The organism is Mesorhizobium sp. M0317, from assembly GCF_040321555.1.
GTDB lineage: Bacteria > Pseudomonadota > Alphaproteobacteria > Rhizobiales > Rhizobiaceae > Mesorhizobium.
Genome location: NZ_JAMYRV010000010.1, coordinates 42,385 through 54,638 on the forward strand (window position 1 = coordinate 42,385; position 12,254 = coordinate 54,638).

The window sequence follows — 12,254 nt, forward strand, 5'->3', positions numbered from 1 at the left end:
ACATGCCGACCGCCGCGGACATCCTCATCGAGACGCTGATCGACTGGAACGTCGATATCATCTTTGGCCTGCCGGGCGACGGCATCAATGGCATCATGGAGGCGCTGCGCAGGCGGCAGGACCGTATCCGCTTCATTCAGGTGCGGCACGAGGAATCCGCGGCGTTCATGGCGTGCGCCTACTCAAAATGGACAGGCAAGCTCGGTGTCTGCCTCGCAACTTCCGGCCCTGGCGGCACACACCTCCTGACGGGACTCTACGATGCCAAGCTCGACCAAGCGCCGGTGCTCGCCATTACCGGCATGCAGTTCCACGACCTCATCGAGACCTTCACCCAGCAGGATGTCGACTTGACGCGCGTCTTCAGCGATGTCGCCGTCTTCAACGCGCAGGTCTCCGACGCGGCGCATATGGAAAGCCTGGCCGGTCTCGCCTGCAGGTCGGCGCTGGCACGTCGCGGCGTTGCGCATCTGTCGATCGCCAGCGATGTGCAGGAGCACACGCTCGACCAAGCCAAGCGCTCGAAGCGCAACAAACCGTCGCATACGCCGGATCGTTGGTTCGAAGGAAGCAGGCTTCCCGACGAAGAACAACTTGCGAAAGCCGCCGAGATCCTGAACGGGGCGACGAAGGTCGCGATCCTCGCCGGTCGGGGCGCGCTTGGTGCCAGGCCCGAGTTGGAAGAGACGGCGGAGCTGCTTGGCGCCCCCGTCGCAAAGGCCTTGCTCGGTAAGGCTGCCTTGCCCGACGATCACCCGCTGACGACTGGCGGCATCGGGATTCTCGGCACGCTGCCGTCGCAGGAAATCATGGAGGAATGTGACGCGCTGCTCGTCGTCGGCTCGACCTTTCCCTACATCGAATACTACCCGAAGCCGGGACAGGCGCGCGGGGTGCAGATCGAGCGCGACCCGCAGCGCATCGGCCTGCGCTATCCCATTGAGGCCGGCCTTGCCGGCGATGCCGCCGTGACGCTGCGATTGCTGAACAAGCGCCTGAAGCGCAAGGATGATCGCAGCTTCCTCGAGAAGGCGCAGGCGGGCATGCGACGCTGGCGCGAGATGATGGCGCAGTCGGAGCAAAAGGCCGCCACTTCGCTCAAGCCCCAGGTGGTTACACGCGCATTTGGGAAACGATTGCCCGATGATGCGATCCTGGTTGCCGATTCCGGCCAGAACACCGAGATGGCGGCCCGCCATATCGAGCTGCGTGACGGGCAGGCCTTCGGCGTCTCGGGCGCGCTGGCCTCGATGGCATGCGGACTGCCCTATGCGATCGCCGCAGGCCTGGCCTTTCCCGGCCGGCCGGTCTTCGCGGTCGTCGGCGACGGCGGTCTCGCGATGCAACTCGGCGAGTTCTCGACGGCAGTTCGGTACCGGGTCCCACTCAAGGTGCTCGTGCTCAAGAACGGCATGCTCAATCAGATCGCCTGGGAGCAGATGATGTTCCTCGGTAACCCGCAATTCGCCTGCGAACTCCAGCCCATCGACTTCGCCATGGCCGCCGAAGCCATGGGCGGCATTGGCTACAGCGTCTCTCGCGCCGAGGAGGTGGAAGGCGTTCTCGACGCTGCCCTGGCTGCTGAGGGTCCGGTGGTCATCGAGGCCGTGGTCGACCCGTACGAACCGATGATGCCACCGAAGATGCCGCCGGATTATGCGAAAAATTTCCGCAAGGCGCTACCGGATACCCCCGGACGCGCGGAAATCGAGGCGAATGTGGCGCAAGAGCCGCTGAGGTCGATGATTACCGCTGGCGAGAAAGAATGACGAGCCACGCAAGAAGGAGCACGAGTTGAAGAAGACGGACAGCGGCACCGCAAATCGCGGTTCGCCGGACCTCATGGGCGGCGACCAAGCGTGCGAGTCCGAGGAATGGGGCGGTGGCTCGAAAGCCGCCAAGGGACCGATCACGGAACCGGATCGACACAACCGCAACTCCAGCCAAAAAAGGAGCTGACATGCAGGATGCCCAGCAGAAATATCCTCGGCCGCCGCTTCCCGAACAGCAGCAGGACATGCCCGGCTACACCGACGAAATGGATCCACGGCCCGACCACGGAGAGGAGAGCTATCGCGGCAGCGGTAAGCTGACGGACCGCGTCGCGCTGATCACCGGCGCGGACTCGGGCATCGGCCGGGCGGTGGCTATCGCGTTTGCACGCGAAGGCGCCGACGTCATGATCTCCTATCTTGAAGAGGACGAAGATGCGCAGGAGACGGCGCGCTTGGTCGAGGAAGCGGGGCGCAAGGCGGTGCTCGCACCCGGCGACATCTCGGACGAAATCTTCGCGCGGTCGCTTGTGCAGCGAGCTATCGATGAATGCGGGCGCCTGGACATCCTCGTCAACAATGCAGCCCACCAGGCGTCGTTCGAGAAGCTGGAGGACATCAGCGCGGAGGAATGGGATCTCACCTTTCGCACCAATGTCTATGCGATGTTCTATCTGTCTCAGGAAGCAGTGAAGCACATGGAACCCGGCTCGACCATCATCAACACATCCTCAATCAACGCGACCAGTCCCTCGCCGGCACTGCTTGCCTACGCCACTACCAAAGGAGCGATCGCCAACTTCACCGCCGGACTTGCAGGACTGGTAGCTGAACGCGGCATTCGGGTAAACGCGGTCGCTCCCGGGCCGATTTGGACGCCGCTGATCCCGTCGACAATGCCCTCTGAGAAGGTCAAGGAGTTCGGGAAGAACACACCGCTCAAGCGTCCCGGGCAACCAGCAGAGCTTGCAGCGACCTATGTGCTGCTTGCCTCGGAAGGGTCGAGCTACACCACCGGCGCACTCTACGAGGTCACCGGTGGACGGCCGATGCTTTGAGCGAGCGTACCTGCCAGCTCCACGGCGCCCACTCCCGGTAGCACACTGACATCTGGCGAGGCTCATGCGCGATCAGGATCGCGGACAACCGCCACGTCCGCAAACTGGTCGAGGCGCATGCCGAAGCCACCCACCAGACCCTGAACCGGAGGTTGGTAGACGCGAGGCTGACTTCATTCCGGGTTCACCGGAGCGTCAGCTTTCGGGGAGGGGCAAACGCTGGGTGAATGTCCCCGATAGGCGCATTGCAGCCATGCCGCCGTCGCGTTGTGAGACTGATTTGGCGACCAGCAAAACAGCAGCCTCTACGACTCGTCCCTCTCATCGCGCAAATTAGACACAACGCGGCGGTTCTGCGACCTGCAGGCGGAGTCGGGGCAGTCGCGGACGAGCCTGTCCTTGCCGTAGCCCTTGGCCCACATGCGGTTCCGGTCTATGCCGCCGGCGGCGAGGTAGTCCATCACCGCATCGGCGCGCTGCTGTGACAGCGCCGTTTCGCTTGCGCCGGGATCGTCGGCGAAACCCTGCAGCTTGAGCAGCCAGCGCGGATGCTTTGTCAACCAGGCGATCTGGGTGTCGAGGGTGGCCTTGGCGACAGAATCGAGCGCGGCCGAACCTTTCGTGAAGTAGGTGCGGCGGCCGACATTGAGGATAAAATCCTCCTCGCTGCCCGGCTGCACGTTCTGGAAGCCGGCAATCTCGGCGTTGGTGACGTCAGGCGTCGACGGGGCCAGCGTGTTGCTGGTCGAGCAGGATGCGGTCAGAACCAGCAGGCCGGCGGCGAGCAGCCGGCGCGTGTTTTCAATCATGCGGTTCATGATGCGCCAATCATTCGACAGTGGTGGAAGCGGGCGCCTGGTCGGCGATGTGCGGCAGGACCTCCACCGCGGTGCCGATCGGGCACCGCTGGTAGAGGTCGATGATGTCTTCGGGGAACATGCGGATGCAGCCGCTGGAAGCGTCGGTGCCGATGCTCCACGGCTCGAGCGTGCCATGCAGGCGGTAGCCGATGTCGGCGCCGTCGCGGTACAGATAGAGCGCGCGCGGCCCGAGCGGATTGTTGGACGCGCCGCCTGCGACCATGGGCGGCAGGTCCGGCTTGCGCTTGCGCATTTCTGGCGGTGGGACCCATTGCGGCCACAGCGCGCGGCGATCGATCGTCGCGCGGCCGTACCATTTGAAGCCTTCCTTACCGACGCCGACGCCGTAGCGGATGGCAGTCTTGTTTTCCATGATGAGGTAGAGGAAGTGGTGGCGGGTATCGACCACGACGGTGCCGACCGGCTCGCTGCTGAAATACTTGACGATCTGGCGATGCCATCTCTTGTCGATCTTGGCGAAGTTGGTCTTGCGATAGACGAAATCGTTATCGCTGGCGGTACCGGCGAAAAAGGATTTTGCCCCCGCGGCTTGAACAATATTGCTGGTTCCACCGACCGCGACCAGCGCCAGACCGCCGAGCACGACACCCCTGCGTGATAAAACCATCGGCAATCCCCCATGCCTTAAGCCTGGCGAACCATAGTTGAGAATGATTTCGGCTCAAAGTGGAAAAATGCTGCAGTGGGTGGGCCGCAAGCGGTCTGTCCGCTTGACGGCAAAGTAGCGATTGCCCGCCGGCTCACGCCGGCGGGCTTTTTTGTGCGGACGGGAACATCCTCGCTCCAAGGGTGTTTTGTCACACCCGGCTCGTTCTTCATCGGTCGTGCCGGTGACCAAGATGTCCCCTCATTCATCATGGTCGGCCCGCGCAGCCTTGACCGCACGCGCGGGCCATCCCATCACAAGGCCCGCTGGCTCACGCTGGCGGGTTTTTCCGCGTCCATGCGCCGACACTCATCTTCGCATGCCTGTTACAACGAACCAGGCGGTTTCCGCGCTCGGTCTCCGCACGCGACGAGGAGGACTTGCGACATGCCTCGCTGCGGGATTTTCGCGATGAGTCTACCTAGCTCCTGCTGAACGCCACCGCCTGACCACCGGGACCCGTTGGACGACCTTCAAGTCGAAAGCCCCCGGCAATCGCACCTTAGGCGAAGACGCCTTGCTTGTTGATGCAGTTGTCATCGCATCATCATGGGTAGCCGCGGTGTTGCGTGTTGTTGGAGAGATGGGGTTTCCCGAAAAGAATGAACATGCGCAGACAAAAGAAGCGAGCAGGATGGCCGTGAGTACATCTGCGAATACTATTACCCTCATATGTGCTCGCTCCTCGGCAGGCGATCCCGCCACCCTCTCGACAGTGAAGATGGCGGGATCTCAACCGGCGACAAGGGACTTCGATCGACGGTGGGTTTCCAATTCGGCGTCCGGCTGCGTGTTCCGCCGTTCGGGCTTCTTCCAACCGCAATCAGACGTAAGTCCTATCCCATAAGACTGATGCCAAATTCGGAACATCCGCTGAAGCATTGCGTTCGGCAGCGTGAAACCCCAAGGCAAAGGATGACTAATCATGTCGAATTGCGAGACTGCAAAATCACATTCGTTAGGAAATCGCGTGGCTGATCTCACAGCCAAGATGCGTGAAGCGCAGATTGACGCGGGTGAAATGATGGCCTTCCACAAGGTTGCAACTATGTTGGAGGACAGCCAAGGACGTATCAATGGCGACGACTTGATCGCCGCATCCTTCGTTCTGCTGGAAGACCGAGCGCCCGAGTGACCTTGCGTTGGTCGGCTTCGATCGTTCCTCGATCAGCAATGCGAAGCCTTTTTTGTCACGGCTGGCGTCTCGCGGGACTGCGGGAATAGCTCAAGCCTAAAGGGTGCTGGCCGGGCGGCTAACAGCCAAGAGACACCGCTTCGGGATCGGCCGCCACGCGCCCGCTTTGTCCGAGGGAGGGCATTCCCTTTTAAGACAGCTACGGCGTGTCCTCGCTATCAGTGCCATGCATGCTGGAGCCATGCATGAAGGACTGGATCTCGTTCACATCGATCTTGCCATCACCATTCTCGTCAATGCTACTGAACATCCTGCCCACCGCGCGTTGAACCTCGTCCTCGGACACCGATCCGTCGCCATCGGTGTCCAACAGCCCGAACATCAGTCGCATGCCGGCACCGCGCATCATCTGATGATGCCAGCGTCCAGCCATTCTGTGTCCACGATCGCGGCCACCGTGGTTCTGCCAACGGTCGCCATCTTCATCGTGGCGGTCAGCATCCTCGTTGCGATCGCCTTGATAGCTGCGACTATCTTCCTCGCGGAAACCTTCTTCGGAACCGCGATCCTGCTGCATTCTCTCCCGGACAGCTTGCTCAACCATCTGGCGGATCATTTCGCGTGTTGGTGCATCCGCTTGTCCGGTCGCATCCGGCAACTGTCCGGCGGTCGGCGGTTCGGTTGCCGGAGCGGGTGCAGGTGTCGAGGGTGATGGTGTTCCGCTTGTCTGGGCGAGTGCGGGGGAGGTCAGGGCAATGAAAACGGCGGCCGCGGCCGTCTTGCTGTGTGGAAATCTCATGGCATGCTCCATCAGTGCTTTCGCTTGAAGGCCAAACTGGAGCTCGATGTGATTGTTCCCCGAAGGGATCAGGTCACGGCGAAGTTACTGAGGCATGCCCCGTCTGAGGTAGATCAGGGTCTTCGCCAGGGAATAATTCGGCTCTTCTTCCCTAGGCACAAGAGGAAGCCGGCGCCCATTTTTGCGGGCAATGAACGTTGGACATTCGGCCTCGCCAATTTTCTGCCAATCGATCATACCGACGCACCAATTCCCTCTGCGTCCTCTGCTTTCGCGGGACGGAAGCCGTTTCGACCGCACGCCGTTAATCGCGAATCCCAGGTCAATATGCTGCGCGGCCATGATGCATATTTTTATGTCACGGACCTCTGTCCGTCTGGACACGATGTTAGCCAGCGCTAAATCAGAGCAATGCGACGCCTACTGCTGGGACTTACAGTTTTTCTCTTTTGGACCACGTTGCTTCAGGCCGAGGCGTGGCAGCCCTTCGGCGTCCGACAGCTTGGCTTTAGTTTCGATATTCCTCCGAATTTCGTCCTGACCCAGAATTCGGAGCAGGGCGCGGCTTTTCAGGGCCCAAGAGACGCGTTTCTGGTCGTTTGGGGCGCGCGACTGGGCAAAGCAAGTTTTCGCGCCGAGATTGAACATCGCATGATCGAGGACGAAAAGGCCGGTTGGCGACTGACCTATCGGCGCCTAGCCCCGAAATGGGCCAGCTACTCCGGGGTCAAGAATGGCGAGATTCGCTACGTCCGTGCAATTATGGTCTGCAACCAGCGTGCCGCGCTTTTCACAATGAATTATCGGAAATCCGAAAAGAAACCGTATGACCCTGTTGTTGTGCGCATGGTCCGGTCCCTGAGAGCGGAAGGATGTTAGCCAGCAAAGAGCGAGGTTGCCGTACTGTGCTTCCCTCGGCTAAGGGCCCAGTGGTCAACCCGGCTCCCCAATAGCCCCGCCCAGTCACATGAAAGCAGGCACCGGCAGATATGCGGCCGAACGTTCTCACGCTGGCTCAGCCGCTCAAAGCCCATCACCGAAAAGCCGCTTAGTGCGGTCGCCAGATAGAACTACCACTGAGCCATTCCCGCTGCGGCTGGGTAGCGCCTCAGTTCCGTACGCGTTCATACCAAGAACGGGCGGGGCGAACGTCCTGATAGAGCTACGGCTGTAGAAGCGCGCCGCCAAACTGCGCCCACAAGCGCTCGCACTCTCTCGCCCTTAGGCTCGGCGTACCGGGCGCGCCATAGAAGACCATGGCGCCGCGAATGTCGTATCCAAGCACCGAGGCGTTGGCCACGAACTGGATGGCTCTTCCCAAGCTGGTGATGCCGATGTCGACCTCAGCTTTGTTGGTGAGGTCGACCACGCCTACTATTTCCGCATTGGCGCTCCTGCCCGCCAAAACGGCCGTCGACATCGCATCATGCACGGCAAGAAGCATTTCGGTGAGTTGCCCGGTGGAAGGGCTCTACAAACGCTTAAACGTCAGGTTTGTTCCCAACTGGCCTTGGCGGCTTTCCGACGACCAAGAATGCGACTGCGATTACGCTCAATAGAATCACTGCGAACAGGATTGCCATGATTTCCGCGCACTGTATCGGATCACTCCGCGGCGAAGAAAACCCCGCAACATATCTCAGATAGCGGCGGGTGTTCGGCTGTAAGAACCAAACTGGGTCCCGCGGCCTCTCATGTGCGCGTAGTTGACATCGTCTGCTGGACCGAACGGTCAAGCCGAAGAGCCCAGTTCCTCTCAGCATCGAGCAGTTCATTCTGCTCAATCAAGCCATTCATAAACAGCCTGAGTATATGCGCAGCTATGCGCTCTCCGTTCTGCGAAGCAAGAGGTAGGGCGCGCTCTTTGCAGACCGTGTGACAAACCTGGGCGAGCATCTCAATCTCGCTTGGCCCCAAAAACCGACCCGGATACAACATACCGTTTTCCTGTTGGAGAGTTTGAATGGCTATCCATTACGCAGGGTCACCGGCAGCCACAATCAACTATGATAGTGAGATGTCGAGTCCCGGTGGAAAAAACAGTGAGGTCCCAAAAGTGGTCGCGCTTGTCTCCGATTGACAGATGCCTCGACGCTACACCGACCAGCGCTACCGCACCCGCTTCATCGACGCGGCTTTGCAAAGGCCTATGACCAGTTCGCTACCAGCTGCCGGACCGCCCAGGCGAGCATGCCGCCGGCCCTCCCGAAGCGCGATGTCGTGGATGAGGCAGCCTTTTCCGTATACATCCAGCTGTTACGCTGCGCATCTGCTTCGGTTCGAAAACTCGCCGCGAGCCTGGCGTGCTCGCGTGTCCGGGCCGAAAACGCCTTCACAGCCCACATGTTGATAACGACATCGATGAGGCTGCCGCCGACCTCGTTGGCATAGGATGCTTCCCGGCAAGGGCATCGACCAATGCCCCGGGGCCGACCAGCACGAACCTGCGGGGGCTTTCCCGGAACAAAGCGTCGACGATCCGGTTCGGCAGGGAAGCGGCCAAAATTCATGCCATCGGAGATGCCGAGGCAGATGACAGATGAAAGGGAAGCTGAAGATGACGAAGTCTGGCGACCGCACCGTTCCCGGCGACGGCAAGATCGAAACCGGCCCGAACACATCTCCGCAACAGGATCCGGCAGAGGGGTCGCGCGAGACAATCGATCGCGAACTCGAGCGGACAGACGACGATAATAATTCCGACGAAGCGGAACGCTTGCGCCGAGACCTGCGGAAAGGGGTGGCGGAAGAGACCGAGCTTCCCGAACGCGGCTCGGCCTGAGGATCGCCGGAACCTTGCCAAGGCAAGAGACATGGAAGGCTCGACGCCGGTCGGATCGCTGCTTGCTTCGTGCCTTTAACGCACCGGCCACACAACCCATGCGCGGCGGTGACCCAGGAGACGGCGAGAACGGCCGCGCGACGGTCTACTCTGTTCCAGCAAACTCGGCTCGCCGAGAGCTACCACCTCTGGCGTTAGGGCCTGACGAGATGCCACCTGTCCAGGTCGCATGCCGCCAGGGTTCCGCAATCTCTATCAGGCTGCGCCGGCCTTCTGGCTGCGCTGCGAGCGGGCACGGTCGCGGGCTGCGGCAGTGCCTCCGGGAAAGCCGCTTCGATCGCTGTAGTCGCGTGGCTTGGTCCCGCTCCGAGAGTGGCGCGCGGTCACGCTTTTCGCACCGAGGATGTCGAGCAATGTGATGCCGGCGACCATGGCAAGCGCAAGGCCCACATTATCGCGCTTTGGGTTGCCATGCCGATACGCTGTCAGCAACGTCGCGATATCCAGGCCGTCGCCGGCCACCCGGCTCCACAGCCCGGCCTGCTTGTCCACTGAAAGCGAGAGTATGCCGCTGCTTATTTCCCGCGCCCCATAAGCGCGGATCAGGTCTTCCTTGCCGCGCATGCCGAGCGCGCCGGCAATCCGCTCGGCGCCAACCAGCTCGGCGACGCCAAGCGCGATGCTGAACCAGCCGAGCTTGCGGGCAAGGCCATCGGAGGCCCCGACCGCACTCTGCCCAGTCTTCAGCACTTTGGGATCGCCAGGCGATCGGGTGATGTTGGTAAGTTTGGCAATCACGTTCATGACGATTTCCCTACGGTTTCAGTACAACCTTGATGCAGCTGTCCTGCTTGTCGCGAAACACCTTGTACATCTCCGGTCCCTGCTCGAGCCCCACGGTATGGGTGATGACGAAGGATGGGTCGATCTGGCCATCTTCGATGCGGCGCAACAGATCCTCGGTCCAACGGTTGACATGGGTCTGCCCCATTCGGAAGGTGAGCCCCTTGTTCATTGCCTGTCCCATCGGAATCTTGTCGACCAGCCCGCTGTAGACGCCGGGGATCGAGATCACGCCGGCCGGCCGGCAGACATAGATCATCTCACGCAAAACGTGCGGTCGATCATTTTCCATCAGCATCAACTGCTTTGCGCGATCGTAGACGGTATCGGGCTGGGCCAGCGAGACGTGGCTTTCCATGCCGACGCAATCGATGCACTTCTCCGGGCCCTTTCCGCCGGTGAGTTCCCGCAGTCGTTCGACGACACTTTCCTCGGCGAAATTGATGGCGATGGCGCCGCCGGCCGTGGCCATGGAAAGCCGTTCCGGCAGGCAATCGATCGCCACCACCTGTTTCGCGCCGAGCAGCAGGGCGCTGCGTATGGCCATCTGCCCGACTGGGCCGCAGCCCCACACCGCAACCGTATCGGTGGGCTCAATGTCGCACTGTGCCGCCGCCTGCCAGCCGGTAGGAAAAATATCGCCGAGGAAGAGAACCTGCTCGTCGGTAAGGCTGTCAGGCACCTTTACGTGCGTGGCATCGGCGAACGGCACACGCATGTATTCCGCCTGTCCCCCGGGATAGCCGCCGGTCAAATGAGTGTAGCCGAACAGACCCGCGGTGGTGTGCCCGAACACCTTGTCACCGAGATTCTTCTTGCGGTTTGTGCGTTCGCAAACCGAAAAGTTCTGTCGCTTGCACTGGTCGCACTCACCGCAGATTATGGTGAACGGCACGACGATGCGGTCTCCCTCCTTCAGAGCGCCGTTGACGCCCTTGCCGACCTCGACGACCTCTCCCATCATCTCGTGGCCCATGATGTCGCCGGGCAGCATGGCTGGCACATAGTTGTGGTAGAGGTGAAGGTCGGAGCCGCATATGGCACAACTCGTCACCTTGATGATCGCGTCACGTTCATCCTCAATTTCCGGGTCCGAAACCTGATCGCAGCGTATGTCTTCCTTGCCGTGCCAGACCAACGCTCGCATAGCTTGCTCCTATTTTCGCAAGATCTGTGAGTAGGGACCTCGCGCCTGTCCTAAGCGGGCCGATGCCTGGTTGGATCGACTGTGCCGCTGCTTGTCGAACCACAGGGGCGGACCGATGTTCCGGGAGCTCGAGAGAATTTTTGGGCCATGCCAGACCCGCACCTTGGAAGGATCTGTCGCGGGCACCAGCGGCCTTCCCCGGGGCGCGTCGGGCACGAGCCGCTGGAGCCCGACCCACGAATGGACGTACTCAAGTGTACCAAAATACGTTCGGTCCGCAGGTGTCCTTCGCGGCGGCTGATACCCCATCTGCTCGATTCTTGCGGCCATAACCGGCATTCTCTTCCTCGCCCGCACAGGGTCGGCAGAAGCAGCGCTGTGACCGGAGCAGGTAGGAGATGCCGCTCACCGGCGGGCGCGCAGTCCGACCCCGACGCGATCGACACGAGGTGGATGGGCGCCATCGCGACGGCGGCTCTAGCGGAGTATTTCGCAGAAATACAATGATTAGCGGGCAGGGCAGACTGCTAGCCGTGGGCAGCCATGAACATGGCGACGGCCGACCGGCAATAGGATTCGATTTCGTTGTCGTCCGCTGCTCTCGCCTCATCGAAGCGTGCGATAATCAGGAGATCGGATCCTTTGAAAAGCGCGGCAAACAAGCGGGCGGACCGGAGAGGATCGGGCACGTTCAGAACCGCCTTCGCGTGCAACTGACGCAACAGGGCCTCGATTTGGGCGATGACATTGGCGGGGCCGGCTTCGTAATGGAGCTTGCTTAAGGACTTTGGATTCGTCTGGTCGGCCATGACCATGGCTTCGACACTGCGGACATCTGATCTCAACAGCGTGCGAAGCAGGGATGATCCCACCGCCATGAGCTGATCCTCGACCGAACCGCCGACGCCTTCAAGAAGGGCCTGTGGTGCAAACAACTGATGGCAGCCGGACGCGATGGCCGCGCTGAACAGCGCCTCCTTGTTCTCGAAGTGCCGATAGATGCTGAGTTTGGATATCTTCGCCCGCTGGGCGACCTTGTCCAATGTGGTCGCTTGAAAACCCGATTCCACAAAGAGTTCGGCCGCAGCGTCGAGTATCGTTTGCCCAAGCGCCTCGTTGGCGGGTCGGCCGCGCCGGCCCTGGCTATTTTCGGTCACGACAATTCCAGTCCTTGACAGTATCCTAATTCTT

Annotated in this window: 13 protein-coding genes; 6 read left to right on the forward strand and 7 right to left on the reverse strand. The window is 61.0% G+C overall.

Annotated elements, in window-relative coordinates:
- Window positions 1-2: 2 nt before the first annotated feature.
- Genes NKI88_RS10310 through NKI88_RS10320 form a run of 3 tightly spaced genes read left to right on the forward strand, consistent with a single transcriptional unit; the run spans window position 3 to window position 2,830 of the window.
- Window positions 3-1,769, forward strand: a complete 1,767-nt coding sequence (locus tag NKI88_RS10310) for a thiamine pyrophosphate-dependent enzyme (protein WP_352654958.1) — start codon at window positions 3-5, stop codon at window positions 1,767-1,769.
- A gap of 25 nt (window positions 1,770-1,794) precedes the next feature.
- Window positions 1,795-1,959, forward strand: a complete 165-nt coding sequence (locus NKI88_RS10315) for a hypothetical protein (protein ID WP_023686884.1) — start codon at window positions 1,795-1,797, stop codon at window positions 1,957-1,959.
- A gap of 1 nt (window position 1,960) precedes the next feature.
- Window positions 1,961-2,830 (forward strand): SDR family oxidoreductase, encoded by an 870-nt coding sequence (locus NKI88_RS10320; protein WP_023667763.1) that lies wholly within the window; start codon window positions 1,961-1,963, stop codon window positions 2,828-2,830.
- A gap of 305 nt (window positions 2,831-3,135) precedes the next feature.
- Here NKI88_RS10320 and NKI88_RS10325 read toward each other — a convergent pair whose 3' ends face one another.
- Both NKI88_RS10325 and NKI88_RS10330 read right to left on the reverse strand, forming a co-directional pair.
- Window positions 3,136-3,648, reverse strand: coding sequence for an OmpA family protein (locus NKI88_RS10325; RefSeq protein WP_352446588.1), 513 nt, complete (start codon window positions 3,646-3,648; stop codon window positions 3,136-3,138).
- A gap of 10 nt (window positions 3,649-3,658) precedes the next feature.
- Entirely contained in the window at window positions 3,659-4,318 is a 660-nt protein-coding gene (locus NKI88_RS10330; protein WP_352446590.1) for a L,D-transpeptidase, read from the reverse strand.
- 1,009 nt (window positions 4,319-5,327) lie between these two features.
- Between NKI88_RS10330 and NKI88_RS10335 the strand changes: the two genes are divergently transcribed.
- Complete coding sequence (locus tag NKI88_RS10335; protein ID WP_023667766.1) at window positions 5,328-5,492, forward strand: hypothetical protein; 165 nt, start codon at window positions 5,328-5,330, stop codon at window positions 5,490-5,492.
- 199 nt (window positions 5,493-5,691) lie between these two features.
- Here NKI88_RS10335 and NKI88_RS10340 read toward each other — a convergent pair whose 3' ends face one another.
- Window positions 5,692-6,291, reverse strand: a complete 600-nt coding sequence (locus NKI88_RS10340; protein WP_352654961.1) for an EF-hand domain-containing protein — start codon at window positions 6,289-6,291, stop codon at window positions 5,692-5,694.
- Between the two features lie 459 nt (window positions 6,292-6,750).
- On the opposite strand from NKI88_RS10340, the gene NKI88_RS10345 reads away from it, so the two are divergent.
- Window positions 6,751-7,170, forward strand: coding sequence for a hypothetical protein (locus NKI88_RS10345; protein WP_245270154.1), 420 nt, complete (start codon window positions 6,751-6,753; stop codon window positions 7,168-7,170).
- 283 nt (window positions 7,171-7,453) lie between these two features.
- Here NKI88_RS10345 and NKI88_RS10350 read toward each other — a convergent pair whose 3' ends face one another.
- Window positions 7,454-7,711, reverse strand: coding sequence for a hypothetical protein (locus tag NKI88_RS10350; protein ID WP_245260390.1), 258 nt, complete (start codon window positions 7,709-7,711; stop codon window positions 7,454-7,456).
- 1,137 nt (window positions 7,712-8,848) lie between these two features.
- Here NKI88_RS10350 and NKI88_RS10355 point away from each other — a divergent pair.
- Window positions 8,849-9,073, forward strand: a complete 225-nt coding sequence (locus NKI88_RS10355) for a hypothetical protein (protein ID WP_156931519.1) — start codon at window positions 8,849-8,851, stop codon at window positions 9,071-9,073.
- 255 nt (window positions 9,074-9,328) lie between these two features.
- Here NKI88_RS10355 and NKI88_RS10360 read toward each other — a convergent pair whose 3' ends face one another.
- From NKI88_RS10360 to NKI88_RS10370, 3 genes are all read right to left on the reverse strand, one after another.
- Entirely contained in the window at window positions 9,329-9,877 is a 549-nt protein-coding gene (locus NKI88_RS10360; protein WP_352654964.1) for a hypothetical protein, read from the reverse strand.
- A gap of 10 nt (window positions 9,878-9,887) precedes the next feature.
- Entirely contained in the window at window positions 9,888-11,063 is a 1,176-nt protein-coding gene (locus NKI88_RS10365) for a zinc-dependent alcohol dehydrogenase (protein WP_352654966.1), read from the reverse strand.
- 527 nt (window positions 11,064-11,590) lie between these two features.
- Entirely contained in the window at window positions 11,591-12,220 is a 630-nt protein-coding gene (locus tag NKI88_RS10370; RefSeq protein ID WP_352654968.1) for a TetR/AcrR family transcriptional regulator, read from the reverse strand.
- Between the last annotated feature and the right edge of the window lie 34 nt (window positions 12,221-12,254).